Consider the following 25,382-nt stretch of genomic DNA (forward strand, 5'->3'; position numbering starts at 1 on the left):
CAGGAAAGACCAATTACCGAACCGCGCCGAACGTCAGACCGCGCGTGAGGCTCTTCTGAGCCAGCCAACCCGCCGCGACCACCGGGATGTTCAAAAGCGTTGCGACGGCGGCGACCTGAGCCGTGTACAGCTGACCGAAACTCAAGAACTTTTGCAGGAAGACCGGCAACGTGCTGACTGTCGTCGTGAGATTGACCGCGAGGAAAAACTCATTCCATGCAAAGATTCCGCATAGCAACGCTGTAGAAGCGAGGCCCGGCATGATCAGTGGGACGACGATCAGCAACAGCTCCCGAAAGAACCCCGCGCCATCAACACGTACCGCATCGAATACTTCAACCGGGATCTCGTTCATGAACGATCGGATCATCCATATCGCAAGCGGCAGATTCATCGACGTGTAGACGACGATCAGGACCGAGGCGCTATTCAAAAGCCCGAGGCTCTGCGCGACAAGGTAAATGGGTACGATCCCCGCTGCAATCGGCATCATCTTCGTCGAGATGAAAAAGAACAGGACATCGCGCCATTTTTCCACCGGCCTCACACACAGGGCGTAAGCTGCCGGGACCGCAAGACAGGTCACGATGGCGGTTGATATGCCCGTCGCCAGCACTGAGTTGATCGCGAACGAAGCAAACTCATTGTCGAAGATCTGGCGGTAGTGTGCCAGCGTAGGCTTGAAAAACAGCAACGGAGGTGAGCTGACGGCATCCTGCTCGGATTTGAAACTTGTCAAAACCATCCACGCGATCGGCGCAAACATGGCGAGAGCGCCCAGCCACGTCAACACAGTTATCAGCGCATTGAATGCGCCCTTGCCGACTTTGGAGTTCATGCGCGGCCTCCGGTGCGGAAGATACCGGCAACGACTTTCAGCATCGGCATCACGAGCGCGATGGCGATGGCAAGCGAAATGATGCCGTAGGCCGATGCCTGGCCAAGATCAAAGGCGCTAAACGCCTCGAGATAAACGTAGTAGGACAGATTCGTCGTGGCGTACGCCGGGCCCCCAGCGGTGAGGGTGGCGATAGCAGCGAAATTTTCGAGCACATACATGGACGCAAGAAGCGCCGTCAGCTCGAAGAATGGTCGCAGATGCGGCAACATCAGGCGACGAAACGTGAGCCAGCGGCCAGCGCCGTCAATGGCGGCCGCCTCGGTCACTTCAACGGGAAACGACTGCATTCCGGCAAGCAGGATCAGCAACGCGAACGACGACCATTGCCAGGCGGTGAGAATAACGATCGAAAGGCGAGGGTATTCGCTGACCCAATTGATCTTGCCCAAGCCAAGCGCCGCAGTTGACCAGCCAAGGAGGCCGAAGGTCGGGTCGAAGAGGCCAGCCTTCCAGAACAGTGCGGCGGCCACCGGCATGACGAAAAACGGCGTGATGGCGAGGGTTCTGGCAATGCCGCGCCCTCGGAAGTTACGATGCAGGCCGAGCGCAAGGAGCGTCCCGATCACAATGGCGCCCGCGACGATGCTGAGCGTCATGCCGGCCGTATTGGCGATGGCTTTCAAAAACACCGGATCGGTAACGGCACCCAGGTAGTTCTTGATGCCGACAAACCGCCTTGAGGAGGTCGACACCAGATTCCATCGGAAGAGGCTGTAGTAGAGGGTGATGACAAAGGGCGCCTGGGTCACCGCAATCACGACAAGCAATGCCGGCAAAAGCGGCGCCCTGAGCCGCCAGACCTTCAGTTGTTTTCTCTTTCCATCAGTCATTGGTTGCGCGACTTTGGGTGGAGCAGTAGTAACGCTTGAATAAGACATGACCGTTCTTCCCAGGTTGAAACAGCCGGCGTCGCGGACGCCGGCTCCGTTCTGATGAACTCAACGTGACTTTCGCATTACTTGGTGTATCCGCTGTCCTGCATGATGTCGACGATCTTCTTCTGGGACGCGTCGATCGCCTGGTCAACTGTGATCTGCCCGCTGATGGCGCCGGCAAGCTGCTGCGACGTGAAGTCGCCAATCTGTTCAAACTCCGGAATATCGACGTACTGCACGCCGGTGTAAGGGACTGGCATGATGGTCGGATGTAACGGATCGGCTGCGTTGATCGATGCGAGCGTCAGATCGCCGAATGCAACAGTGGCTTTCTTGTATTCCGGAATCTGGTAGGTTGACGTACGTGAACCGGGAGGCACCTGATCCCAGCCCGCTTTCGTGCCGGCCAGTTTGATGTACTCGGGGCTGGTCAACCAAGCGATCAGCTTCCACGCCGCTTCCTGGTTCCGGCTCGTCTTCGGGATGGCAAGCCCCCATGCCCAGAGCCAGCCGGAGGCCTTCGTCGCGTTCACTGGCGCCATCGCAAAGCCGATGTTGTCTTTCAAGCCCGGGGCCGCTTGTTCGAGGACCGGACCGGCAAACACCGTATCGTCGTACCACATCGCCGCATGGCCCTGAGTGAACAGTTGCAGACATTCCTGCCATCCATCTTTTGCCGCATCTGGTTGCCCGTGCTCGCGAAGCAGATTGACGTAGAAATTGATTGCGGCCTTTGTCTTGGTTTCGGAGAGTTGCGGCTGCCATTTCTCATTGAACCAACGGCCGCCGAACGTGTTGATCACCGTCGTCAAAGGCGCAAGATTCTGACCCCAGCCAGGAACGCCGCGCAGGCAGATTCCGGCTACCCCCGCGCTCTTGTTATCGAGCTTGGCTGCGTACTGGGAGACCTGGTCCCAGGTGGGCGTCGGCAGCATCGTCAAGCCTGCCTTGGCGAAGAGGTCTTTGCGGTAAAAGACAAATGATGACGATCCGTAGAAGGGCGTCGCGAAGAGCTTTCCCTGATACGAGACCAGATTGCGGATCGGCTTCAGAAGGTCAGCCTGGTTCCACGCGGTATCCGCGCTTGCATGGGTACTCAGATCGGTGATCCAGCCCTTCTGCGCCCACAGCGGTACTTCATACGCGCCAATCATCACGACATCGTACTGACCAGACTTCGTCGCAACATCCTTAAGCACCGCTGGCCGCAACTGGTTCTCGGGAAGCGTCTGGAACCGCACTTTGATGTCGGGGTACTTCTGCTCGAAATTTCCGATCAACTTCGCGGCCGTCTGCATCTGCGGATTCGCCGCGAGGGCGACCGTCAATGTCACCGGCTCGCTGTAGGCGAGGGTGGAAAATCCCGCAATCGACGTCACGGCAAGGACAACCGACAACGTCAACGAACGCAACTTCGCTTGGCTAACCATTTAAGTCTCCTAACTTTGTTGTTTGATGACGTTGAGCGGATCAACGTCTGAAATGACACGAACACTGGTCGTTATTTAATCGCTACTTAGTCATTCCCTACGGCTGCCTGCGCTTCCACCGTTACCTTCACCACATCACTGCGCAACCACGACGTGTAGAAGTCGAAAGGTTTGTTATTTCGATCCCATGAAACGGACGTAATCAACAACAGCGGCGTGTGAGCCGGAACGGCGAGCAACTTAGACAGCTCTTCGGTCGCCGCAACGGCCTCGACACTTCGGCGTGCGCGGAATACTTCGAAACCCGCCGACTGCAATACCTTGTTCAGTGAGCCGCCGCCGGACATCACCTCACTCGATCGCACTGCTTGTTCAATCTCCGGAAGCATGTAATTGACTGAATAAAGCGCGAGATTGCCGTCAAGACGTCGAACCCGTGCGAGCTTGAATCCGTCGTCTCCGCCCTCCAGATCGAGCGCCACCGCTGCAGCATCAGGTAACGGACAGCACATAGCTTCTATCACTCGCGTTTCAACTTCGCGATGGTGATGGTCGACCTCGGCTTCAAAGAAGCCCTGGGCCACCTGTAGCAGCCAGCCCGAACCGGTCTGCTCGGCGACAAACGCTCCACGACGCGGCACTACTTTGATGCGGCCCTCGTCGACCAGGTGACGCAACGTTTCCCGGACGGTTGAGCGCGCGAGGTCGTAGTCGCGGCAAAGGTCGCTCTCGGTCGGCAGCCTGTCCCCGGGCGCGTACTCGCCACGGTCGATTGCCTGCTGCATCAGCGTTGACAGTTGCAGGTAGTACGGGACTGGCGAGGTTCGGTCGATACCACGCGGCGGACGAATAGCTTTATTCATAAGATCCGTTTTGTAGGTGTTGTACGTACAAGACGTACCAAGTATATGCGTGTGTTTTGGCCAAGGGTAGGGAGGGATAAACCCTATCTTGGTGCGACGAAATTCGTGTGTAATATGTTGTACGTCTTGTACGTACAGTACGTATTTAGTCATCAATTCATCAACCGGGCCGCGTCCGCACTGCGCCCCAACAGCATTCAAGGGAACCGTCATGTCAATGGAATATCGCCTGCGCCGCACTCTCCCCAGTGATCGCGTCGCCATCATAATGCCGGTGGATCACGGCTTGATTTTTGACCGGATCGAAGGACTGGAGACGCCGTCTGCGCCTTTCTCAGCATGGGGAAAAAACGATGTGACAGGCTTCATGATGACGCCGGGCCAAGTGCGGCAAACGGCAGGTTATTTCGCGGCCAATCCGCAGCTGACGCGCGTGCTCACCATCGACACCTACTATGACTACCGAGAGATGGACGGCGGCGGATCACACGGCCTGATTACCGATATTGAAGAAGCCGTGAGAATGGGCGTGGACGCGGTAAAGATGCTGTTTCCATGGAACATGTCCAATGCAGAGCGCGTGGCGATGTGCACACGTGTTGGGAAAATCGTCAATGAATGCAACCGCTGGGAGATTCCCTTGGTTCTCGAGCCGGTGATTATTGGCGCGCCCCGTACTGAGGAGGTGATCGAGCAAGAGGAGAAGATCGCGCGAATCGCATATGACCTTGGCGCGCATATCATCAAGATCGCGTTTCCGGGCGAAGATCGCACGCGACGTCTCGTCGAAGAACTGAAGGTCCCCCTCGTTATTGCCGGCGGGCCCCTCGCGGGGAACCCAGCGGACACCGTCGATGCCGTTGCGCAGACAATCCGTTCGGGCGCTCGCGGCGTGATTGTCGGCCGTAACATATGGCAGCGCGAGCGTAGCGAGGGAGAGAAGGTGCTGGCTGATATAGCCAAACTCACGCGAGAAGTAAAGTTCAACGACTGACATTTGCTCGAGAAGTCGAACCGCGCTACGAGGATTAACACGCAGAAGTAATGCCCGCGATGCTATCTGCGTGTTTTTTCAGGAATTCGCAGCTCGCTTTCATCGATTACCGCTTCTGCGCCAACTGCCCTCGCAAGAAGCCGTTAATTGTCGACAGCGCATCCGAGTGGACGGAGCATGCGCTTCGTAGTATCCGACTATATATTACGGACGTCGAATCCGGTTGGTGACCGAACGACAGCGCGCGGAAAAGGGCCTTGATGCGCGTCGGATTTTCAATCTCGTGCGTGCGTCATGGGGTGCCCTTCTATGACCAGGAAGTTGTCAAGATCTTTTGTAAGCGCCCGGTGATGGCACTGATAAATCAACCTGACAGCGCCGTACGGAGGCATGTCGATTTTCAATCTTGCCTATACTGCGCCCCAATTCGGTGTGTCTGGCGGTGTCTGCATAACCGCAGGAGGTGTGGTGAAGGTCGCCTTACGTAGAGGCGTTTTCGTTGAAGGTACGCACCCTACCCTGAGAGGCGGCGGCTGGTTGACGGTCATTCCCGCGGACGGAAACCTCTCTACAAACCTTGGAACATCAGCAGAAAAGACCAGGGTGATAACAAGCACACTTACCAGTGCCGTTACGATCGGAACGATCCAGATAAGCAGTGTTTGATAGCTGCGCCTAATGACGGTACTGGGTGGAATGAAGGAATTCATAAAAAGTCCTGCTGATTGAAAGAATGCCATCCTGCGGATGTTGATGAGACTTCCCGGTGCCAGTCCATTCCCTCGCCGGGGAAAAACTTTATCGTTAGGTTTGCACACATCCAAGCGGCAGCGCTCAAGTGGGACGTAACCCATCACCACGGCATCCATCATCGTCTTAGTTGCTCGCCCGACGTGACGGCACGGTGCACATTGGCATCGTGAATGTCGGGGTATATGCCAAAAACAAACGTGATGTACAGCAACCCCGCAAATATGCCGGCTAGTGAACCCCAAATATCTCGAGACAATGCGCCTCGCAGGAATTGGAGGGGAACGCCGACCAGCAGGTACACGGCAACGAATATCAGCGCGACCATCAAAGGTGGTGGCGCGCTCAGTGCAAAGAAATTCGCAATCGCGAGCATCACAACAAATCACCAGGCGGTTCGAGTTTGTGCGGGGCAGGTGCAAACAAGGCACAGGCAGTCATTTCGAGCCTTGTGCGTCGGGAGGTGCATGTTCGCGACCTGCGCCAAAGACCGGGGAGCGGCCGGAGTTAGCGGAGCTGGGCGAGCAATGCATCTGCTCCCTTGTCAACGCCAACCTTAGCCGCCCCAAGCGATCCAAAGCTGGCAGTGATGTTCATCGCATTCGGATACTGCCTGGTCAAGTAGGCGTTCAGCAACTTGTTATTCGACGCATCGTAGATCTCGACGACGTAGGACACCGATCCGCCAAAGGCGCTCTTCTCGCCTCGAACCGCCTGCACGCCGTTATAGATGTTGCCGAAAATGTCGAAATGGGTGACTTGCCCGGCCACTAGTTTGGTCGACTCGGCGCCAGTCAGGATCAGTTTGACCCGAAGTGTGCCGGGTGCCGCCTTCACTGTGGGCTCGAACATGGTCCCCAGCTTTTTCATGAACGTCGTCCTCAGATACTCAGCAAGGGCCGCCTTGTCCTCATCACTCAGGTTTCCGAACTGGCTATCTTTGCCATCGTAGATTTCGACGGGATCAACCATCACATTCGAGTAAGACCGCCAGTTCACGGCCGTCGAATAGCGATAGGGGACGCGGCTGGAATCGTCCTGAGCGTTCGGCTTCAGGTACGACGACGACGGAATGCCAGAGTAAGGAACGGGCTGTACACCCGCACAGCCTACCAACGAAAAAAATGCGATACCGCACAGTAGTGGGCGAAGATTTTTGATGAGATTCACTTTGGAGTCCAGGTTGGGCGCTCGCGAGCGATTGCGCCGATCGGATGGCCATTTGCCAGCTTGCGCCAGCACGCGATTAGGTATAAAACCGTCTAGACGGTTCGCAAACGGGTGCATCAAAACACGTAGTTGGCAAAAGCACCATAGGTAATCTGGTTCTTCTTTTCCACGACGGGGCTGCTGCCAACTGCTCCCGGCAGCCTCGTTGCGACAACCCGCGCGCCGAGGTTCCAGTGTTTGTTGAACTTGTAATTAGCACCTACTGAGAAGCGGACTGCAGCGATGCCCGATCCCGGGTTGTACTGCGGCAAGCGCGATCGGGCGCTATCAGCTTCGCTGATGCCGAAGAAAGTCTGGTTGTACTGGCTGCTCGCCCAGGTCACGCCCGGTCCTGCAGTCAGAGTGAGCTGGCTGACGGGGCGATATGCGCCAAGCAGGTCGAACGATGCCGTCGTGCCCTGATGCTTTCCGCCAATGTCCTGCGAGACAGCAGCGACTGCGGAAAGCCACTCAAGGTTGTAGCTGGCGAACAGCGTCGCGTGCGCTGTTCGGTCGATATCCCCCAGCCCATGCAAATGTGCATCGTCAGATTCTTTGCGGGGCTTGACGAAGTCGTAGGAGACGGCAACGCCCACACGAAAGCGGTCGTCTCGGTACAAAAAGGCCCCAAGCCCAAAAGGAACGTTTGCGTCTGGCACGGACCCGAAAAAGAATCGTCCATAGCCTACCCCGATGAGAGGGGCGGGCGTAAACCGGTAATCTCTTGCGCCAGGATACTTTGGGACCATGAATGCGCCAGCACCTAGCGAGAAGCGCCATCCGTCGGCAGTGAGCTGATCGTTCGTTGATGACGCGGCAGCAGACGGTGCGGTGCTGGTTTGCGCCATGGCCTGGCCGAAAGGCAGGGAAGTGGCCAACAAAATTAGGTATCCTGAGCATACATGTCGCTTCGCAGATCGCATTTGCTTCCCCATGAAATGTGAAAAGGTACTGGCCGGTCGACTGGCTATTTGATCGAGCCGGGAGCCGGGAGCCGGGAGCCGGGAACCGGTCCGGAACATCCATTGACCAAGAAAAGCCGTCTGGACGGTTTTTATTGGTCTTGTAAACATTACGGAAGGAAGTCTATCATGAAAGTTCAGGGAAAAAAACGTCTGGACGGTTTTTGTAATAGAATTATCGCTACGGTCTTCACGCCATGGCCTAACGCACACGGTCTGATCGCTTCCAATGTTCCCGTGTCGTAGAGTAGGTGTGTTCGTCCGGACCCCTTGGGGGCCCGATCAACACTGTCTCCGTTTGGGGGGGATCGGAGTAGCTATTTTTGGGAGACAGAATTTTGGAAAGTCCTACGCGTTCAGAGCAAACCCGAAACGCAATTGTCGAGGCGGCGTTGACAATTCTGGATCGAGACGGTGCAGCCAAGCTAACTTTCGAGGCGATTGCCCGTGAGTGCGGTATAAGCAAGGGTGCGGTGACGCACCACTTCCACTCCAAGAGTGCTCTGCTCAAGGAAGTGTTCCAATATCGAAGCGACAGTTTCGAAGTTTTCCGGCGCAATTACCTTGCGTCCCGAACGCCGGAGGATGGGCAGCAAGCACTGGCGTTACATATCGCGACCACGCGTGAAATGGTGGAGCGGTCGCGGTCGCCCGCTCGCGCCATGTTGTCCATCCTTGCGGATGATCCAACCCCGATGGAAGTGCCCAGGAAAATGTTCGCGCAGCAAGTGGAGCAGATCAGGAAGGAGGCACCGGACCCGGATCTCGCATTGTTGCGTTGGGAGGCAGGATGGGGACTCGCACTATACACACTGTTTGGCCTCTCTCCGTTGTCTGACGAAGAGCGAAGCCGTCTGTTCGACCAATTGCTTGACAATAGTCGATGGACGTCCTTCGAAAGGCCATCCCGATCGGATTGATGCGATTGTATCGGCTCTCCCTTCTGTTGCTTGACGCGCAATGATTCAACCTAGTAATTTGTTGTGCCTGCCGGCATCCGCCGATGCACACTCAATCAGGACAAGATGGACAACTCGACCCGTTCGGAGCGCTCAAGAAACACCGCGATCAAGGCGGCGCTCGCCATCCTTTCACGAGACGGTCCCGGTGGCCTCACTTTTGATGCGCTTTCACGTGAAAGCGGTATCAGTAAAGGGGGGCTGCTGCATCAGTTTCGTACAAAGACGGGCGTCCTGAAGGCACTGCTGGATTATCAGAGACGATACTACGGCGAGGTTGAAATTGCTTATCTTCGATCCCACCATGTTCCCGAAAGGGCCCAGCGTCTTGCTGCGCATATCGCGACAATGAGGGAGACCATCAACCAGCGGTATTCGGTCAATCGGGCCGTTCTTGCCGCGCTTGTTCAGGAACCGGAACTTCTCGATAGCATTCGCGAGACTCACGCGGTGAACTTGACGAGGCTTCGAGAGGACGCGTCTGACGGGGATCTGGCGGTGTTTCGTTGGGCTGCAGCGATTGGTCTCGCTTTCACCGATCTGCTAGGCATGTCTCCACTTTCAACCCAGGAGCGCGAAAGACTGTTCGAACGATTGCTTGACGAAGAATGTTGGCAGGGCGGGGCACCGTCAGACACATCGACGGCTTGAACGGAGGCTGCGGATGGACATAGTTAGTCTATGCTTTTCCCAGTCGCGGTTACAGTGGCCTCGGCTTGACAGTTCAGATCTTCGGAGGGCGCTGTTCAGCCATTTCATCCCGTGCGGCGTGCATGAGGCCGTCTACATTCTCGACGGGTTGATCAGGAATACATCCGACGTGCAGCCCGATACCGCTCACGGCGCGACGCAGGCGCAAAGCACGCCGGTATTCGGTCTCACGCACCTGCTCGGAATCAACCTGATGCCGCGCATTCGCAACATCAGGGATCTGAGGTTCTACAAGGCCGACCGCCTCAGGTGCTATAAGAACATCAGCTCACCGTTTCGCGAGTCCATCGACTGGGCACTGATCGAACGACATTTCCCCGACATACTGCGCGTAGCCATCTCGATCAAGGCGGGCAAGATGAAATCCTCGACGATCCTGCGCCGCCTGGGCTCGGAGACCCTGAAAAACAAGTTGTATTTTGCGTTCCGCGAACTCGGCCGTGTAATCCGCACGCTGTTCCTGCTGAAATACATCAGCGATCCGCAGATGCGCCGCACGAGTGACGCCGAGACCAACAAAAGCGAACAGTTCAACGGTTTTGCGCAATGGCTGATGTTCGGCAACCGGAGCGTCATCGCCGAAAATATCCGGCACGAGCAGCGCAAGGTCATCAAGTGCAATCAGCTCGTCGCGCACATGGTGATCCTCTACACCGTGCAATGGATGTCGCGCGCGCTCAAGGCACTGCAGGCGAACCTCGTAGACCGACGAGTGGACGCAAACAATTAAGGTATGCCCATAGATACAACATTCTTCGCGTGAAACCGTGAGTTGGACTTACGGCCGACACCGAGCATGCGCCGCAAATTCGGACCATCTGGCCCAGCAGCAAGATTCCGACGCCTACCCGCTGTGGATGGCGGTCGATCTATATCACACGAAGCGATCGATCGCTGAGCGAGTTGAGGGGACGCTTAGGCAGTGGCACATACGGAAACTATCCAAGTTAGCGTATTAATTCGGTAACCTAATTAATTTGACATAAAAAGAATGATCGAAATTTAGTTCGCATTCCTATGCGTATTAAGGCGAGCGGGTTATCAATTTATGCAGTGGGCCGCTGCACAAATTCGGATATATGGTGCCTCCAAGGTGCGAGGTGACAGTCTGCGCATGGCGGGGAGGGCTGCTGGTTAGATGCAATGTCCGTGCACGATGGGGCGGCAAAAGGGGGAAGTGCGTGAATGCTCCTCACGGACCTGGTGTCGTGCAGAGGCTGTCAATGAGTCTCATCGTCGTTGCTCTCCAGCCAAGCCGGAATATCACGCTTGCCGTTGAGCACGCGCCAGACTTCCACATGAGCATCGCGCTCAATATAGAAGATTAGGTGCGGATACCGATCCAGTGGCCACGACCGCAGGTCTGGGATACCCAGCTCGTACGCGTAACGGGGAGATCCGATGTTCGGGTGCTTGGAGAGACGCTCGTAAGCCTGCTCGATCTCCGCGATGAATCCGAGCGCAGCCTGCTCCGAGCCTTCGTCTACGAGGTAGTGCGTCACCTCGTCCTCGACGTCCTGCCTGGCTAGCCTTGTCGGTATGACGGGCTTAGCCCTCATTTGCGAGAAGTACGCACGCGAGCGCGCAGCGATTCGAAGTAGTCGGCGTCAACCGGGGCGGCGAGGCCGGACGTTGCGCCCTGCAGGATTATTGCGCGCAGACGCTTGCGATCTTGGTCTTTTCGGATCAGTTCGCGGACGTATTCGCTACTCGTGCCGTACCCGCCCTCGCCAACCTGTTCGTCGACGTAGACCTTCAGCGAATCCGGTAGGGAAATGTTCATAGTCGTCATAAAACAACTCTAGCACGCTTTGGCAAATTTTGCCAAAGTGATGCGGTGTTATGAGCGGCTGATACAGAGTGACTGCTACGGCTTTGGTGCGCATAGACTATGAACGGTAGTTGACGTCGGGCGAACAAAGCACCGGATATGCGACCGTGCGCGCGGTGTTCGACCGTACGCTTGGTCAATTCATAACGTATTCATTTGACATAATGCTAATTATCAACTTTTAAGCTGTAGAGGCAATATCCTAATGTCGTACTTAGGCAAAGTACAAATGTCGTAGCCAAGCCGTTTTCGGGCCATGCTGGATGCCGGTTCTTCAGACTGCCGGAGTTCATCGTGGCGCTTACCGGGATGATCACCATGACGATGCGCGAGCTGGATCGGTTCAAGGTCATTCAATCGGTGGTCGGCTACGGATCAATGGGCACGCTCGCGGCTTGAACCTTCTAGTACGCGCGGCGCTCACAACGGCGCGCACAGGAGTTGGACGCCATGTCGCGGTCGACATCCGCCTGAGCTAGGGCTAGGACTCACACCCCTATCTGCACAGCGCCTTAGGATCTCCCGGTCTAACCGTTGCATCGAGTTCTGGCCGTCAGCCTCAGATGCGCTTCGCAGCTTCGCGTTCGCTATCAGTCACGCGCGCAAGGAATCGCTCGGCCGCCAAGGTAAACGACTGTTTCCATATCTGCTCCGCGTGATCAAATTCGTGTTGTTTCAGTGCTTTGGCCAAAGCATCAATGCGCTCGACAGCATCTTTTTCACGATCCGTATAAGACATGTTCAGCAGATTGTTGAAGCGCACCACTTCAGCCGTCAACTCTTCAAAGTAGCGCGCCGTCTTCTCAAGGTGACTTGCCTTGACGATTGCTTCCTGAAACTCGAGATGATTGTTGATCGAGGCATTCTGGTCCGACTCCTTCGCAAACCGTAGCGCGTTGCGAGCCAACCGCTCCATGTCACGGAGCACGGTACCGGTCAACAGTTCCGGGTTTGCCGCGAGCGCACGAAGGGCGATTGTTCCCAATGCGGACCGGAGCGCATACACCTCAAGGATGTTCTCCGGATTGATCTCTGCCACAACAGCACCCCGGTTTGGCCGTACCTCGACAAAACCCTCCCGGCTCAAACGCTTCAATGCCTCTCGCACCGGATGGCGGGAAACGTTCAATTGATCGGTCAGCCGGGCCTCGATCAGGCGCGTCCCGGGCGCAAATCGCCCGGAAACGATCGCGTCGCGGATCTGCATGGCAGCATACTCGACGCTGTCGACCGCCAGCTTGGGAGCGAGAACCCCTGCCTGCGTCTTTGTTCTCAGAGTCACCGAAAGTCGCCTTGAAAAATGTTGATAATCGACATTGTACGGTAGTCTGAGCAACCCGAAAATGATGGCCAGCAGGCGCCGGCGAAGCATCCCGGCATCGCAGGGTTCAGGGTGTCTGGACACCCGCCGTATTAAGAAACACCGCGTAGAGTGATGTGCTAGCGGTAATAAACAAGCGATTTCGCCGGGGGCCGCCAAAGGTCAGATTTGCCACCGTTTCTGGTGTCCTTATCTTGCCGAGCAGCACACCGTCAGACGAATAACAATGCACGCCGTCCTCGGCGGCCACCCAGACGTTGCCGAGGACATCAACTCGCAAGCCGTCCGGCACACCCGGTTCGATTTCGGCAAACACACCGCCGCCCTTCAACGTACCGCTACTCTCGACCTCAAACACCCGGATGTGGTGAGGTGCATGTGGATCGTGCGTACGGCCTGAATCTGCCACATACAGCAACTTTTCATCTGGCGAAAAAGCCAGGCCGTTCGGCTTATCGAAGTCGTCGCATACGATCGCAAGCTGACCGGACCGTGGGTCCAAGCAATAGACATTGCATCGTCCTATCTCGCTGTGCGCCTTGTAGCCTTCGTAGTCCGTCAAAATCCCATACGTCGGGTCAGTGAACCAGATGGTTCCGTCTGATTTGACCGCTACATCATTGGGAGAATTCAGCCTGCTGCCTTCATAACGTTCCGCCAGTACCGTGATCTTGCCGTCCAGCTCGGTACGCGTGATGCGCCGGCCGCCGTGTTCGCAGGTTATCAACCGCCCGGACCGGTCGCGTGTATTACCGTTACTGTAATTCGACGGGAACCGAAACACGCTGACGTTTCCGGATTCTTCTTCCCATCGAAGCATGCGGTTATTCGGGATGTCGCTGAAGAGAAGATAGCGCCCGTCCGCGACATACACCGGCCCCTCCGCCCAGCGCATGCCAGTATGAAGCTTCTCGAGACTACAGATAGGAATCAGGAAATCGGAAAACCGAGGATCGTGCACTTCAAAATAACTCATCGTGCCTCCTTCTTTTCTACGACCATGCGCCCATGATGGTGACGCCGGACTGTCAACATCCGCATCTCGCGCCCCCATCGCCCGTATGGTCAGAGCGAGATGGTCAGCCGCTTCTGTTCCTGCTCACCTGCGCCCCGGTACGCCGTGATTTCGATCTCGAACAGATATTCCGGGCCGCCCAGCGGCGAGCAGGTGACGCAGCTTGCCGGATCGATACCCCGGAAGCGCTCACCGATGAAACCCATCACGTCGACCACGTCGGATTGACGGGGGATAAACACGCGGGAGCGCACCACGTCCCCAAGCGTTGCACCCACAGAGGCCAGTGCACCCTCCACATTCCTGAAAGCCTGCTCGGCCTGCCCCACTGCTGTCTCCGGCATCTTGCGCGTCTTGTAGTCCCGCCCGGCGGTCAGCGACATGAAGATCCAGTTGTCCACTGCGACCACTCTCGAATAGCTTTCACGGTCTTCAAGAATGCTGCCAGATTTGACTTTAGTAATCTGCGCCATCTTTCTTTTTCCTTGATTTCACAAAAATGATTAGAATGCCGAACAATTCCTACGAAGGCAAGGGAGTCGACAACGCCATGTCAGCTCCAGCCGCCGTCCACCACGAAGCTCTGTGAGGTGCACATGCGGCTGTCATCCGATGCCAACCAGAGTGCCATGCGTGCGATGTCGTCCGGCATGACCAGTTCCTTGAGACACTGGCGGCGCTGGATCTCGGCCTTGCCTTCTTCCGTTACCCAAAGTTCGAGCTGTCGCTTCGTCATGACCCAGCCCGGCACAAGCGTGTTGACACGGATTCCCTGCTGGCCGAGGTCTCGCGCCAGACCGCGGGTCAATCCCTCGATGCCGGCCTTGGCCGCGGTATAGATCGGCATTCCGCCAAGCCCCACCCGCCAGCTGAAGGAGCCGACATTGATGACGGATCCTCCTCCACGTCGAACCATGCCAGGCACGACCGACTGCGTGCAGAAGAACAGGTGCCTCAGGTTCAGCGCAATGCGCTCGTCCCAGTACTCGACCGAAACACTATCCAGTTCATGCCGTTCGTCATGCGCCGCGTTGTTGACCAGCACATCGATATCGCCATACGCCGCGCAGTGGTCCGCAATAACAGCCCGGATGACTTCTATGTTGCGCAGGTCTGCGTGGAGGAAAACGGGCTTCGTGCGCCCCTGCTCGTCCAGCTTGTCGAGAAGCGAACGCGCCGCCGCTTCGTCGCGTTCGATAAAGACAACCCGGGCGCCCTGACGGTAGAACTGCTCGACGTGCGAGGCGCCGATTCCGCTGCCGCCACCGGTGACCAGCACGTGGCGATTCTCCAGGCTGGGGTACTGTGCAAATTTCATCACGATTCCTCCGCTACCATTTACAACGGCGCGTACAACGCCGGCATCTTCCCTACGCTGACATCAACACGCTCAACAGCGAGCCTCGGTGATTGCCTGACCGGCAAGCCGTTCCCGCCCGACATTTCCGATCGGACCCATTTCCTTTTCCACCAGCGGCAAGACTTCAGAGACGAACCGCTCCATCGAACGTCGTGCCCGGTTGAGCGGCATGCATCCGAACTGAAAATTGCACGCATAGTGCGTCGGATTCAGCCGGCGCAGATCCTTGATGATCCGCGCGGCCACTTCTTCAACATCGCCAACAACCGTATTGGCCGCGTATTGCTCGATCGTCTGCTCCCCTTTGAACGGCTCGTCACGAATGAAGCTGCCATCCATGGGAAGGTCGTTAAATCGGAGGTGGTGAGCCATGCGCCCAACATAGCGCGCCCGCTCACCTGCCTCGAGGGCCTCCGCACGGCTGTCGGTGACATGCACGTACTGCATGATCCCGAGGGGTTTCGTTTTGGGATCGACACCGATTGATTGCCAGTTCTCCTCGAGCTGATCGACCATCTTGTACAGGACCTGCGATCCGAGCGTACTGGCCGCGAGAAACGGCGTAGCGTTGCTGTGCTGGATACGCTTGAGCAACGGAACCTGGCTCGTTGTCACGTACACCGGAGGCATCGGGTTTTGCAGCGTCCTGACTGCGAACGTCGATTTCGGCACCTTGATGTACTTACCCTCGAACTCGACCTCCCCGTGGAGCAGCACGCTTTCAACGACGTTCCAGTACTCAAGGAACATCTCGATCTTTTCTTCGATGGGCAGGCGAAATCGCTCGAATTCGAACTGCTGGTAACCCGTACCCACACCGATCACGGCGCGCCCTTCCGACTGGATATCAAGCAGCGCGATTTCCTGGGCAACACGCACCGGGTTGTACAACGGCAGTACGATGACCCCGGTGCCGAGTTTGATGCGCTTCGTCCAACCCGACGCGTACGAGGCCATCATTAACGGCGACGCACACATCGAGTAATTGCAGAAGTGGTGCTCCGCAAACCATGCAATATCGAAGCCCAGATTTTCCGCAGCCTGGACCATCGCCTTGGTGTCGCCCATCACACCAGCGGCTCCCTCGGGATGATCACGCAGCGTCATGAGACTGAAAATTCCTAATTCCATCAAATTCTCCAGATTACGTTCCAATCAATACAGCTACTGTTCAGCAGCCTTCGCGCATCGCTTAAGACAATCCACCGTGGGAAGGCGCCGATGCAGAACCCATCACACATTCGCTAGCGCAGGAAGCGCCGCCGTAGCGGCATACGCTCCATTTTGGTAAATGAGGGGACTAACCTCTTCCGCGAACCGGACATCTTCAACCTCGCCGATCACGACCACGTGTGTGCCGTACTGGACCGTGTGTCCGACACGGCATCGCAGATTGGCCTGCGCGTCGGTCAGGTAGGGAATTCCCTTCTCGTCGCCTTTCCAGTTGCCCGCACAGAACCTCTGCTCGCCCTTGAACTTTCCTCCGAACGCGCTCGAGACTTCCACATGGGATTGCTTCAGCACGTTGACGTAGAACCGCCCCTCAGCCAGCAGCGGTCCAATCACGGACGAAGATGCATTCATGCATATGACCATCGAGCATGGTTCGACCGACAAGGATGTGACGGCAGTGGCGGCCATGCCAAACCAAACTCCTTCGCGTACGCAACTGATCACGCTGACGCTCGCAGCCAGCCTGCGCATGCATTGACGGAAGTCGCTGTGAAGATCGACGGTACTCATGGCCTGTCTCGATAGAGTGTGAACATGCTTAAATATTGCAGATTATCTACAATCCGTCAAATGAAATTTCCGAGTTCGCCAATACTTTCAGACCTATGGGCAAGCCCTTTATCTCCCTACGCAGCCACCTCCCGCCGCCCTGCTAACGCAACGGCCAATGCCGGTGGCCCGGCAAGCGCTTTGAATATCAGAGGGTAATGCCGCCGTCGATAATCACCGTCTGACCGGTCATCATCCGCGCACCGAACCCCAGGTAGGCGATGGTTTCCGCCACGTCGCCCGGCGTTGCCCAGCGCTTGAGAGGCGTCTTTTCGATTGATTCACTTCTATGCTCTTCCGTCCAGCCTATCCCCCATGAGCTTTCCACCACGCCCGGCGCCACGGCATTCACGCGAACGTTCGGAGCGAGTGCACGGGAAAGATTTTTGGTGAGATTGATCACCCCAGCCTTCGACGCGCTGTAACAGATACTGCTGCTCACTGACCCGAAGCCTGCGATCGATGCTGTGTTCACGATCGCGCCCTTCGCCTCAGTCAGCGCTGCGGCAGCGAATTTTGAGCACCGAAACACGCTCATGAGGTTGGTGTTCATGATGAACGACCAGAGATCTTCGCTGATAGAGTCGAGATCAGTAACCGGAATCGGCTTCGTGAGTCCGGGTGCCCCCGCGTTATTAACCAGCAGATCAAGACGTCCCAGCTCCTCGACGGCCTTTTTGACCATCGCCTCGACGCTTTCTGCTTTGCCAACGTCACCAGGCGCCGCGATCGCGGTGCCCCCTGCGGCCAGGATGCCCTGCACGGCTTCCGGACCACGCGGATCGTCTGGAAGGAAGTTGACCGCCACCGCGGCCCCGGAGCGCGCGAGAAGCTTTGCAGTTTCCAGGCCGATACCCGACGCCGCGCCCGTAACCAGTGCTGCGCGATTTTTGAGGTCAAACGAAATCATGGGAGTCCTTGCTTATTCAAGTGGATGTTGCTCAGCGAGCACGCAACTGGCGCGCCAGCCGCTACGATTTATTGCCTGTCTTTCAGGCTCTGCTCAGGCTCTATATTCTCGCTGAAGGAAACGCTGCGTTCTCTCGTCGCGGGGATTCTCAAGGACCTCCGCCACCGTCCCGATTTCGCAAACACGCCCCGAATGGAGGAAGGCGACGCGGTCTCCTGACTGGCGCGCGAATGAAATGTCGTGCGTCACTACGACCATCGTCATTCCCTCCGATTTCAGCAGGCGCATCGTGTCGAGTACCTCTCCCACCAGTTCAGGATCGAGTGCCGAGGTGACCTCATCGAACAGCATGTAGGTAGGTTCCATGGCAAGCGCGCGGGCAATAGCGAGACGTTGCTGCTGGCCACCCGACAGGCGGGACGGGAACAGGTTCTCCTTGTCGCCGAGACCCACATGCGCCAAGTGCTTCTTCGCAATCACGCTGGCATCAGTGCGGTTATGTTTTGCAACCAGCCGGAGCGCGAGTGCGACATTTTCGAGAGCCGTGAGGTGCGGAAAAGCGTTGTATTGCTGGAATACGATCCCAAGCTTCTGCCGTAGCCGGTTCACGTTGGTGTCTCTTGCGTGAACGTCGATACCGTCGACAAGGATGGATCCACCCTGAATCGGCTCAAGCCCGTTGATACACTGGAGCAGCGTCGACTTCCCGGACCCACTGGCCCCCAGCAAGCACAGCAGTTCCCCTTTATTCACGTCCAGATCAATCCCTTTGAGGATTTCGACGTCTCCGAACTTCTTGTGGACCGAACGGATTTCGATCATGATGCGAGGCCTTTTTGCAAATGAGCGCTGTAGCGCGAGACGGGATAACAGATCACGAAATAGAACAGCCCGACGCCGAGCAGAAGCGGCAGGGTCTCGTTGGTACGAGATATGAGAATCTGTGCCGATTTCATGAACTCCACGTATCCGACGACGCTCACGAGCGCGGTATCTCTCGTCAAGCCGAGCAGAAGCCCGATCCACGCACTGAGACCCGTGCGAAACGCCAGCGGCGCGGAAATATGGACGAGCGTCTGAAAATACCCGATGCCTAACGAGCGTGCCGCACGGATATAGGCGTAGGGTACCGTTGACAGCGCGCCTCGGACCACTTCGGACGTAACCACGGTCATGGACGAGCTCAGGACAATGATGCTCAACCAGAAAGTGCTGAAGCCGGTTCCCGACATCGAAAGCGCACTGTTGACTAGAATCAGCTGGATGATCAGCGGAACGCTGCGCGTGATATCGACGTATGGCGCCGTGACGATCCGGACTCCCGACGATGCGTGTCGAAGCCATCCGAGCATGATTCCTCCGATCGTCCCGATTGCCCCCGCAAGAATGGAAACCATCAGGGTATGGACCGCTCCGACGAGTAGGAACTGCGCGTCGCTCCAATGAAAACCTTGGTCGATTAATACAAACTGCATATGTTATGTCCTCAACGCACGACGAAACACAAGCCTTAATCCGAACTCGGTGGCCTTCGCAAGCACGTAATAGATTGCAGCAGTCACGATGAAGAATTCGAAGCTGCGGAACGAAACCGATTGTGCGGCATTAGCGGCACCGCTCAGCTCCCTCAGACCAATGAGCATTCCCAATGACGAATTCAACAGTGCCCATACCGCCTGGTTGGTGAATGGCAGGATCACGTGCCGGAAAACCTGCGGAAATATCACTGTCCGGTATGCCTGCCACTGACTCATGCCCAGTGACCGAGCCGCCCTTAGCTGCTGAGGAGGAACAGCGGTCAGGCCCCCGCGAAAAATCTCTGCGAGGTAGCCCGCGTTGTTGAATGTCAGTGCGATGAGCACCGAAGAGAAGCTCGAGATGTTGATGCCGAGCGCACCGGCACCGAAGTACATCATGTACACCTGAAACAGCGTCGGCGTATTTCTCGCCACCTCGATCCATGATGCTGAAAACGCGCGGGCGACTCCCCGTGCGTTTTGTCTTGCGATCGACAACGGCATTGCCAGCAATGTTCCAAACAGCACTGAGAGACACGTGATCTCGATCGTCAGCCACGCCCCGGCCATCAGTTGGGGCCATGCATCCCACACTAGAGACCAGTAAAAGGTATAACCAAACACATGTACTCCCAATAAGGCGTGATCCTGATGGCGTTTGTATCGCTAGCTCAGTAATCGACACTCTTAAGGCTGAGCGGCGCCGGCTCGCCCGGTGCAATGTACTTGTTATAAAGCTCCTTATACCTGCCCGATGAGACCTGATTCCAGATGAACAGCTTCACCCACTGCAGAAACTGGTAGTCGTCCCGCTTTACCGCAATCGAGTCCATATCAGCCAAGTCGGCTGTCGCGCCAATGACGAACGTCGGGAATTTGCCACTCTTGACCAGCAGGTTGGCGGTGGACGCCGACACCAGGATTGCGTCGACCTTCCCCTGCTGAAGGGCGAGATATGCTTCGGTATCCGAGCCGAAACCCGTATAGGTCGTCTTTGGATCCTTCCACTGTGCAATGGACTTATTGATGAACTGCTCCGTTGACGTGCCGTTGACGCCTCCTAGCGGATGTCCCTTCATACTGCCGGACGACTGGATGTTCGTGCCTTTTCGGGTAAGCACAACGGTAAGGTAGTTGATATACGGTTGACTGAACGCCACAGAAATTCCGCGTTGTGCTGTGTTCGTCGTCGAGGCCACCAGGACGTCAATACGATTCGACACCAGCGCGGGAATACGGTCGGGAGATGGCGTTTCGACGATCTCCGCCTGTGCGCCGAGTGCCTGTGCCATATCCTGGCAATACGCCACATCAAAGCCGTCCGGCTTGTTATCCGGCGTCCGAAAACCGGCAGGCGGCGAATCCAGCATGACACCGCAGCGCAGCTTCTTCGACTGGATAACAGAGTCGAGCGTTGATCCGTAGCTCGGTATCATGGCCACCGCAAGGGCGGCCGCCATCATGGCGCGTACCAACACATTAACCTTTGACATGTCCTGTCCTTTGCTAAAAAACAGGCCGCGATTCTTCGCGGTACTGTTTACTGGATTGATTCCGGGAGGTGAAGCGCGTGCCTGATACTGCGCTCTCTTTCTTGCTGCTTTGCCACCACCAACCGTTGGCTATCTGCACGCGGTAAACGCAATGCGACCCCACGGTAACGCTCAGTTCGCATCTTCGACGCACCCCGACGCCTGTCAACTTCCCCGTTTCAGGGACATCGGAGAAGTTGCGCAGTGACACTAAATTAAGTAGATTATCTACAATTGTCAACTGAACAAAAACCCTACCGAAGCCGGCACTGGAGCAGGTTAATGTTCATAGATCGTTTCCCCGCCGCATTTCCGAGATCCCCAGGCGTCGGTCTGCTGACCGCCACGGCTGCAGTGGCGGTTATCGGCAACGCGCAGGCATTCAGGTCAGGTCGCGAATTTGCGGCTTATCTTGGACTGGTGCCGCGACAGAACAGCTCGGGTGGCAAAGTAAAGCTTGGCAGCATTAGCAAACGCGGCGATGTGTACCTGCGTACGCTGCTCATTCACGGCGCACGAGCGGTCATCTCGAGTGCGAAACATTTGCCTGAGCGGCTACGAAACATGCTGGTTCGACGCCCTACCAATGTCGTGGCCGTTGCATTGGCTAACAAGCTCGCACGAACTATCTGGGCATTGCTCGCGTACGGTCGACGCTATCAAATTCCAGCGCCCCTACCGGCCTGACACTTCGTTGGATCACGTACAAATCCACTCACGGTTGCATTGGTGATATTGAGCGGTGGCAAGACAGGTTGGACCGCGCAAGGATAAACCTGGGACATTTCTCGGACTTCGAGTCCGTTAAAAGTAGATTAGGATCCTTGCGGCGAAATCCATCGGGGCCGGCGGGTATGTTCCGCGATCGAGTCCGGATATAAGTCCGCAATCACCCTCCTCGCCAAACACAATATCTCCTTGCAAATGGGAGGCGACCATATAAGAAATGTCGTAGCAAGGCTGTTTTCGGTCCATGCTGGATGCCGGTTCTTCAGACTGCCGGGGTCCATCGAGGCGCTTACCGGGATGATCACCATCGGACCATCAGATCACTGGATAACGCGGGACGCTCGCGATGTCTTCTGCGATCCGTCGCGCTTCGATTCCGATTTCGCGCAGCATTCCCGTCGGCGAGACGATAAAGCCACAGTAGTGTAGTCCGGCTTCTGTCCCCGCTGCTCTCAGTTGCCCGGCCTCGAGGACACTGCTCTGCTGTGCCAGAAAACAGTCGACTCGTGGACGGAAACCCGTTGCGACGACGATTGCATCAAAGCACCGCGAACGTCCGTCATCGAATATCACGTCGGTCTTACTCATCTCGCATACGCCTCCGAGCACCTCAATGCGGCCTGCACGGACCAGCTTGACCGTGCCAACGTCGATGAGCGGGATTCGCGCCTTCGTCTTGATCTGCGCGACGGGACCCATTGGAAGCTTGCGGAAGCCGAGCTTGGTAATGTCTCCGACTGAGAGCCGCACGAGTGGCGCAGCTAGCGCATCGACGAACCGGGCGGGGAAGCGGCTCAACGCAATGGACATGACGAGTACGGGTAGGCCGAGGATCTCGCGAGGGATGATGTTTACCGGGCCGCGCACCGCCATTGTCACTTGCGCTCCGTGTTCGTGCAGATCGATTGCAATCTCTCCGCCGCTGTTGCCAAAGCCGATCACGAGAACGCTCTGGCCGCGAAACGGCTCGCCATTGCGGTACTCGCTACTGTGTATGATGAGGCCGCCAAAGCGCTCTTGGCCGGGCCACCGCGGCACGTAGGGGACGCAGTTGTAACCGGTGGCCACAACCACGCTCCGTGAGTGGTAGGTACTGATCGTAGTCGTCGTAATCCATCCACCGTTACCGGGCCGTACAGTCAGGACCTCCTGGCCTAGATGCGGCGCGAGCTCAAAATACTGGGCATACTGCTCAAGATACTCGACCACCTGTTGGCGCGACGGGTAACGCGGCGTTCCAGCGGGAAACGGAAGGTAAGGCAGGGCCGAATGGTCTCGGCCAGTGTGAAGATGCAAGCGGTCATAGTGACGCCGCCAGCTCGAACCGACCGCGTCCGCCCGATCCACGATGACAAAGGTCACTCCCCTCTTCTTCAGACACGCGGCAACCGCGAGGCCTGCGGGCCCAGCACCTACCACGAGCGTATCTATCGGGTTGTTCATGTGCGCTCTCATGAAACGGATTTTCGCAATGCAGTGGGCTCTCCCTATCCCAGATGCGAAGATGTCGACCAGGTGGTGGACGGCATCCAACCCGCGTCGCCGCTCGTCGCGAGCATGTGTCGGGCGGCACTATCGATGCTGAAACCCTGGTTCCCGTGCTGATGAACGGAGGACTACCATCCGAGGGCGCATCGCATTGTTGAAGCGCGACGCATCGATGACGATGGCGGCGTCGAATCGCTCTCCCTGTGCCTCAAGCTTTATTTAAGGTCGGCGGTCGCCGAGCTGCGGGCGTGATCGCGCTGGATCAGCAAATGCCGCCGTCTTCCCGGTCTTGGCTGCCAGCGAAGCTTGCACATCCTGCGACGCGACCAGCGTACCGTTGAGCGGCGGCTCTTATTGTTGGCCGGGGCGAGCCGGCGAGTGCCGCGGCGAGAGTGATGCTGTTGAAAAAGTCGCCGCACGCTGTTGCCACACCATAGGCAGGAAAATCGACCTTTCAGTCCGGGATGGGACGTTCAAGCCCTCTGTAGAATGTCCATCGCCTTTTCGGCATCGTCCAGCGAGTCAATCGCGAGATAAGCAATGAACTGTGTGCCAAGTACAGCCGCGGAAACGCCGCGGAGGTTGATCCCCCCGTCTGCCAACATCTGGCTCAATTGCGCGATGATCCCCAACTGGTCCAGACCCATTACACGGACGGAGTGAAGGCTCGGGGTGACATTGAACCCCACCTGTGTCGCTGCATGGATCTCCTTGTCCCCATGCAGCGGTGCGACAAACACGACCCCCTTGCCCGATGCTTCCGGCGTGCGACGTGCGACGACGAACTGCAAGTCTGCGCCAGCATCCCGCAAAGCGCTTAATACTCGCGCAAGCCCGCCCGGTTTGTCCTCGATGGTAGCTGCCCAAACATCGACGCGTTCTACGCTCAGTTCCATGGCAGTCCCTCCCGCCTGATGCATCTTCCAATGAAAATCTACTCCACCAACGGCACGCGAGCAAGGCCGGCAGCGTAAGCGACACACACCCATGAAACATATGACATGACGAATACAGATAGCGAACCCCTTGCGATCCTCAGTCTCCTGTATTAACTTAATGGCATCCGGGGTACCGCTGTCATCCTCTTCTCAACGTTCGGTATAAACGTTGAGGTAGCGAGGATTTGTATGCCCGCGATTCAAATCGCATGGATTCTTCTCGGCGTCAGTGTTGCCGCTGAAGTACTCGGCACCATCGGCCTCAAAATCTCCGCTGGCTTCACTCACCTCCTTCCGGCTGCCTTCACCATTACTTGCTATACGGGCGCAGTGTGGCTCATGGCGATCTCGACCAAACATATCGAGATCGGCATGGCCTACGCCGTGTGGGCCGGAGCTAGCACAGCCCTGACCGCTCTTGCCGGCATCGCGTGGTTTGGCGAATCCGTCACCGCCCTCAAGCTACTGGGTCTAGCCTTGGCCGTCGTTAGCCTGATTGTGCTCAGCCTTAGCGAAAGCCCTCCATAGGGATTATCGGTTCGACTGCGAGACAGAAAAGCGTACCGCCTTCGAGCGGTATCACATCAAACGATCCTCGAGCCTGGGCATGCATTCATCCTCGTCCTTGAGCCGGCTTTTGGCGGATTGTTCGGTTACCTTTTGGGCAGTGATCGCCTGAGCGTCATCAATCTTTTCATAGCAGTCCTGATCATTATCGCCATGGTCATGACCGAGTACAGGCCAAGGATGCGTGCCGTGTCGAGTTAGGATAGTGTGACTGCGACACTGCCGCTTGTTGTGGATAGTCGAGTTGACGTTTGTAAGCAAATGACATGTCTACGATTTCTGCAAAACCGACTTTTACTTGCTCCAGGTATAGAGATCACTCGGGTCGAACTTCTCTGGCGGCCATCGCCATGCTCATTGTGACGCTTAATCACCTCCATCCCTATTCTTGACGTAGTCCGTCAGGACAAGCTAAATACACCTACTGCACTCGGACCACCAAAATTAGTGCCGCAAGCGGAGGCTTGTCTTTTTCCCAGGAGCGCCGCTGTGCCAACTCGATGTTGACTTTTCCCGGCGAGACGGCCGTCACGACCAGTTGTTCTTGCACGCTTCCTGCAGCAGGACGATCGTCTGATAGACGAGGAGGCTCACTCAGACCCTCGATTCGAACCTCCACCGCATTGCGATCGCCCGAGACTGTGTACGACCAGGTATAGCCGGATGATCCCCTGCCTTGCAAAGGAAGGGCATAGGTCTCCCCTGGTCGAAGTACGATCTCTGTAGGCACGGCTTGCC

General features: G+C 56.8%; 27 protein-coding genes and 2 pseudogenes. 6 read left to right on the forward strand and 23 right to left on the reverse strand.

The features are described 5' to 3' along the window. Positions 1-13: 13 nt before the first annotated feature. The 4 genes from EOS_RS17160 to EOS_RS17175 all read right to left on the reverse strand — a co-directional run bounded on the left by EOS_RS17160 (position 14) and on the right by EOS_RS17175 (position 4,282). A complete protein-coding gene (locus tag EOS_RS17160; protein ID WP_047847858.1) occupies positions 14-838 on the reverse strand; it encodes a carbohydrate ABC transporter permease in 825 nt (274 codons plus the stop codon). Next, on the reverse strand, positions 835-1,731 hold the full coding sequence (locus EOS_RS17165) for a carbohydrate ABC transporter permease (protein ID WP_053063918.1): 897 nt from the start codon (positions 1,729-1,731) through the stop codon (positions 835-837). The genes EOS_RS17160 and EOS_RS17165 overlap by 4 nt, the downstream gene beginning before the upstream one ends. Positions 1,732-1,856: 125 nt before the next feature. Beyond that, on the reverse strand, positions 1,857-3,206 hold the full coding sequence (locus tag EOS_RS17170) for an ABC transporter substrate-binding protein (protein WP_047847860.1): 1,350 nt from the start codon (positions 3,204-3,206) through the stop codon (positions 1,857-1,859). Positions 3,207-3,292: 86 nt separating this feature from the next. After that, a complete protein-coding gene (locus EOS_RS17175; RefSeq protein WP_235442851.1) occupies positions 3,293-4,282 on the reverse strand; it encodes a GntR family transcriptional regulator in 990 nt (329 codons plus the stop codon). Between EOS_RS17175 and EOS_RS17180 the strand changes: the two genes are divergently transcribed. Further along, complete coding sequence (locus EOS_RS17180; RefSeq protein WP_047847862.1) at positions 4,281-5,063, forward strand: class I fructose-bisphosphate aldolase; 783 nt, start codon at positions 4,281-4,283, stop codon at positions 5,061-5,063. The two genes, EOS_RS17175 and EOS_RS17180, sit on opposite strands and share 2 nt — an antisense overlap. Positions 5,064-5,931: 868 nt before the next feature. On the opposite strand, the gene EOS_RS17185 is transcribed toward EOS_RS17180, so the two are convergent. The 3 genes from EOS_RS17185 to EOS_RS17195 all read right to left on the reverse strand — a co-directional run bounded on the left by EOS_RS17185 (position 5,932) and on the right by EOS_RS17195 (position 7,900). Next, positions 5,932-6,192 (reverse strand): hypothetical protein, encoded by a 261-nt coding sequence (locus tag EOS_RS17185; RefSeq protein ID WP_200908660.1) that lies wholly within the window; start codon positions 6,190-6,192, stop codon positions 5,932-5,934. A 128-nt stretch (positions 6,193-6,320) separates the two neighbouring features. After that, a complete protein-coding gene (locus EOS_RS17190; RefSeq protein ID WP_047847906.1) occupies positions 6,321-6,983 on the reverse strand; it encodes a DUF3313 domain-containing protein in 663 nt (220 codons plus the stop codon). 116 nt (positions 6,984-7,099) lie between these two features. Then, a complete protein-coding gene (locus EOS_RS17195) occupies positions 7,100-7,900 on the reverse strand; it encodes a MipA/OmpV family protein (RefSeq protein WP_160312507.1) in 801 nt (266 codons plus the stop codon). 422 nt (positions 7,901-8,322) lie between these two features. Between EOS_RS17195 and EOS_RS17200 the strand changes: the two genes are divergently transcribed. From EOS_RS17200 to EOS_RS17210, 3 genes and pseudogenes are all read left to right on the forward strand, one after another. Next, complete coding sequence (locus tag EOS_RS17200) at positions 8,323-8,904, forward strand: TetR/AcrR family transcriptional regulator (protein WP_053063920.1); 582 nt, start codon at positions 8,323-8,325, stop codon at positions 8,902-8,904. Positions 8,905-9,009: 105 nt separating this feature from the next. Next, complete coding sequence (locus EOS_RS17205) at positions 9,010-9,594, forward strand: TetR/AcrR family transcriptional regulator (protein WP_047847865.1); 585 nt, start codon at positions 9,010-9,012, stop codon at positions 9,592-9,594. A 73-nt stretch (positions 9,595-9,667) separates the two neighbouring features. Further along, positions 9,668-10,345: pseudogene (locus tag EOS_RS17210) on the forward strand (Tn3 family transposase); the annotation flags it as partial. A gap of 529 nt (positions 10,346-10,874) precedes the next feature. Here the strand turns inward: EOS_RS17210 and EOS_RS17215 are convergent. The 13 genes from EOS_RS17215 to EOS_RS17275 all read right to left on the reverse strand — a co-directional run bounded on the left by EOS_RS17215 (position 10,875) and on the right by EOS_RS17275 (position 20,883). Beyond that, positions 10,875-11,213: a type II toxin-antitoxin system RelE/ParE family toxin gene (locus EOS_RS17215; RefSeq protein WP_047847867.1), complete on the reverse strand. Its 339-nt coding sequence runs from the start codon at positions 11,211-11,213 to the stop codon at positions 10,875-10,877. Continuing rightward, positions 11,210-11,446: a type II toxin-antitoxin system ParD family antitoxin gene (locus EOS_RS17220; protein ID WP_047847868.1), complete on the reverse strand. Its 237-nt coding sequence runs from the start codon at positions 11,444-11,446 to the stop codon at positions 11,210-11,212. The genes EOS_RS17215 and EOS_RS17220 overlap by 4 nt, the downstream gene beginning before the upstream one ends. A gap of 598 nt (positions 11,447-12,044) precedes the next feature. After that, on the reverse strand, positions 12,045-12,857 hold the full coding sequence (locus EOS_RS17225; protein ID WP_053063921.1) for a GntR family transcriptional regulator: 813 nt from the start codon (positions 12,855-12,857) through the stop codon (positions 12,045-12,047). A 16-nt stretch (positions 12,858-12,873) separates the two neighbouring features. After that, the gene (locus tag EOS_RS17230; RefSeq protein WP_047847869.1) at positions 12,874-13,782 is read right to left on the reverse strand and encodes an SMP-30/gluconolactonase/LRE family protein; all 909 of its coding nucleotides are present in this window, start codon (positions 13,780-13,782) and stop codon (positions 12,874-12,876) included. An 89-nt stretch (positions 13,783-13,871) separates the two neighbouring features. Then, positions 13,872-14,294, reverse strand: a complete 423-nt coding sequence (locus EOS_RS17235) for a Rid family hydrolase (RefSeq protein ID WP_047847870.1) — start codon at positions 14,292-14,294, stop codon at positions 13,872-13,874. Positions 14,295-14,374: 80 nt separating this feature from the next. Continuing rightward, positions 14,375-15,139 carry an SDR family NAD(P)-dependent oxidoreductase gene (locus EOS_RS17240; RefSeq protein WP_047847871.1) on the reverse strand — a complete coding sequence of 255 codons (765 nt, stop codon included), beginning with the start codon at positions 15,137-15,139 and terminating at the stop codon, positions 14,375-14,377. A gap of 72 nt (positions 15,140-15,211) precedes the next feature. Next, positions 15,212-16,312 carry an LLM class flavin-dependent oxidoreductase gene (locus tag EOS_RS17245; RefSeq protein ID WP_047847872.1) on the reverse strand — a complete coding sequence of 367 codons (1,101 nt, stop codon included), beginning with the start codon at positions 16,310-16,312 and terminating at the stop codon, positions 15,212-15,214. 102 nt (positions 16,313-16,414) lie between these two features. Further along, a complete protein-coding gene (locus EOS_RS17250) occupies positions 16,415-16,924 on the reverse strand; it encodes a flavin reductase family protein (RefSeq protein ID WP_047847873.1) in 510 nt (169 codons plus the stop codon). A 187-nt stretch (positions 16,925-17,111) separates the two neighbouring features. Further along, positions 17,112-17,873: an SDR family NAD(P)-dependent oxidoreductase gene (locus tag EOS_RS17255; RefSeq protein WP_047847874.1), complete on the reverse strand. Its 762-nt coding sequence runs from the start codon at positions 17,871-17,873 to the stop codon at positions 17,112-17,114. Between the two features lie 93 nt (positions 17,874-17,966). Next, complete coding sequence (locus EOS_RS17260) at positions 17,967-18,695, reverse strand: amino acid ABC transporter ATP-binding protein (RefSeq protein WP_047847875.1); 729 nt, start codon at positions 18,693-18,695, stop codon at positions 17,967-17,969. After that, positions 18,692-19,348, reverse strand: coding sequence for an amino acid ABC transporter permease (locus EOS_RS17265; RefSeq protein WP_047847876.1), 657 nt, complete (start codon positions 19,346-19,348; stop codon positions 18,692-18,694). Before EOS_RS17265 ends, EOS_RS17260 begins: the two co-directional genes overlap by 4 nt. A gap of 3 nt (positions 19,349-19,351) precedes the next feature. Further along, the gene (locus EOS_RS17270; RefSeq protein ID WP_047847877.1) at positions 19,352-20,014 is read right to left on the reverse strand and encodes an amino acid ABC transporter permease; all 663 of its coding nucleotides are present in this window, start codon (positions 20,012-20,014) and stop codon (positions 19,352-19,354) included. Positions 20,015-20,061: 47 nt separating this feature from the next. After that, entirely contained in the window at positions 20,062-20,883 is an 822-nt protein-coding gene (locus EOS_RS17275; RefSeq protein ID WP_047847878.1) for a transporter substrate-binding domain-containing protein, read from the reverse strand. A gap of 360 nt (positions 20,884-21,243) precedes the next feature. Between EOS_RS17275 and EOS_RS17280 the strand changes: the two are divergent. Continuing rightward, positions 21,244-21,609, forward strand: a pseudogene (locus EOS_RS17280) (IS110 family transposase); the annotation flags it as partial. 357 nt (positions 21,610-21,966) lie between these two features. Here EOS_RS17280 and EOS_RS17285 read toward each other — a convergent pair. Both EOS_RS17285 and EOS_RS17290 read right to left on the reverse strand, forming a co-directional pair. Continuing rightward, positions 21,967-23,094, reverse strand: a complete 1,128-nt coding sequence (locus EOS_RS17285; protein ID WP_047847879.1) for a flavin-containing monooxygenase — start codon at positions 23,092-23,094, stop codon at positions 21,967-21,969. A gap of 518 nt (positions 23,095-23,612) precedes the next feature. Then, entirely contained in the window at positions 23,613-24,035 is a 423-nt protein-coding gene (locus tag EOS_RS17290; RefSeq protein WP_047847910.1) for an ACT domain-containing protein, read from the reverse strand. Positions 24,036-24,266: 231 nt separating this feature from the next. On the opposite strand from EOS_RS17290, the gene EOS_RS17295 reads away from it, so the two are divergent. Then, positions 24,267-24,605 (forward strand): DMT family transporter, encoded by a 339-nt coding sequence (locus EOS_RS17295; RefSeq protein WP_047847880.1) that lies wholly within the window; start codon positions 24,267-24,269, stop codon positions 24,603-24,605. 460 nt (positions 24,606-25,065) lie between these two features. On the opposite strand, the gene EOS_RS49270 is transcribed toward EOS_RS17295, so the two are convergent. Further along, complete coding sequence (locus EOS_RS49270; RefSeq protein ID WP_160312508.1) at positions 25,066-25,374, reverse strand: protease inhibitor I42 family protein; 309 nt, start codon at positions 25,372-25,374, stop codon at positions 25,066-25,068. Between the last annotated feature and the right edge of the window lie 8 nt (positions 25,375-25,382).

The sequence above is a fragment of the Caballeronia mineralivorans PML1(12) genome, from assembly GCF_001028175.1.
Classification (GTDB): Bacteria; Pseudomonadota; Gammaproteobacteria; order Burkholderiales; family Burkholderiaceae; genus Caballeronia; species Caballeronia mineralivorans.

Excerpts from the sequence above, each read along its gene's own strand:
- EOS_RS17170 (WP_047847860.1), bottom strand. The coding sequence starts at position 3,206 with ATGGTTAGCCAAGCGAAGTTGCGTTCGTTGACGTTGTCGGTTGTCCTT.
- EOS_RS17255 (WP_047847874.1), bottom strand. The coding sequence starts at position 17,873 with ATGATTTCGTTTGACCTCAAAAATCGCGCAGCACTGGTTACGGGCGCG.
- EOS_RS17230 (WP_047847869.1), bottom strand. The coding sequence starts at position 13,782 with ATGAGTTATTTTGAAGTGCACGATCCTCGGTTTTCCGATTTCCTGATT.
- EOS_RS17245 (WP_047847872.1), bottom strand. The coding sequence starts at position 16,312 with ATGGAATTAGGAATTTTCAGTCTCATGACGCTGCGTGATCATCCCGAG.
- EOS_RS17250 (WP_047847873.1), bottom strand. The coding sequence starts at position 16,924 with ATGAGTACCGTCGATCTTCACAGCGACTTCCGTCAATGCATGCGCAGG.
- EOS_RS17220 (WP_047847868.1), bottom strand. The coding sequence starts at position 11,446 with ATGACGACTATGAACATTTCCCTACCGGATTCGCTGAAGGTCTACGTC.
- EOS_RS17235 (WP_047847870.1), bottom strand. The coding sequence starts at position 14,294 with ATGGCGCAGATTACTAAAGTCAAATCTGGCAGCATTCTTGAAGACCGT.
- EOS_RS17295 (WP_047847880.1), top strand. The coding sequence starts at position 24,267 with ATGCCCGCGATTCAAATCGCATGGATTCTTCTCGGCGTCAGTGTTGCC.
- EOS_RS17180 (WP_047847862.1), top strand. The coding sequence starts at position 4,281 with ATGTCAATGGAATATCGCCTGCGCCGCACTCTCCCCAGTGATCGCGTC.
- EOS_RS17215 (WP_047847867.1), bottom strand. The coding sequence starts at position 11,213 with ATGAGGGCTAAGCCCGTCATACCGACAAGGCTAGCCAGGCAGGACGTC.
- EOS_RS17265 (WP_047847876.1), bottom strand. The coding sequence starts at position 19,348 with ATGCAGTTTGTATTAATCGACCAAGGTTTTCATTGGAGCGACGCGCAG.
- EOS_RS17260 (WP_047847875.1), bottom strand. The coding sequence starts at position 18,695 with ATGATCGAAATCCGTTCGGTCCACAAGAAGTTCGGAGACGTCGAAATC.
- EOS_RS17240 (WP_047847871.1), bottom strand. The coding sequence starts at position 15,139 with ATGAAATTTGCACAGTACCCCAGCCTGGAGAATCGCCACGTGCTGGTC.
- EOS_RS17160 (WP_047847858.1), bottom strand. The coding sequence starts at position 838 with ATGAACTCCAAAGTCGGCAAGGGCGCATTCAATGCGCTGATAACTGTG.
- EOS_RS17165 (WP_053063918.1), bottom strand. The coding sequence starts at position 1,731 with ATGACTGATGGAAAGAGAAAACAACTGAAGGTCTGGCGGCTCAGGGCG.
- EOS_RS17205 (WP_047847865.1), top strand. The coding sequence starts at position 9,010 with ATGGACAACTCGACCCGTTCGGAGCGCTCAAGAAACACCGCGATCAAG.
- EOS_RS17175 (WP_235442851.1), bottom strand. The coding sequence starts at position 4,282 with ATGACGGTTCCCTTGAATGCTGTTGGGGCGCAGTGCGGACGCGGCCCG.
- EOS_RS17225 (WP_053063921.1), bottom strand. The coding sequence starts at position 12,857 with ATGCTTCGCCGGCGCCTGCTGGCCATCATTTTCGGGTTGCTCAGACTA.
- EOS_RS17285 (WP_047847879.1), bottom strand. The coding sequence starts at position 23,094 with ATGAACAACCCGATAGATACGCTCGTGGTAGGTGCTGGGCCCGCAGGC.
- EOS_RS17275 (WP_047847878.1), bottom strand. The coding sequence starts at position 20,883 with ATGTCAAAGGTTAATGTGTTGGTACGCGCCATGATGGCGGCCGCCCTT.
- EOS_RS17290 (WP_047847910.1), bottom strand. The coding sequence starts at position 24,035 with ATGGAACTGAGCGTAGAACGCGTCGATGTTTGGGCAGCTACCATCGAG.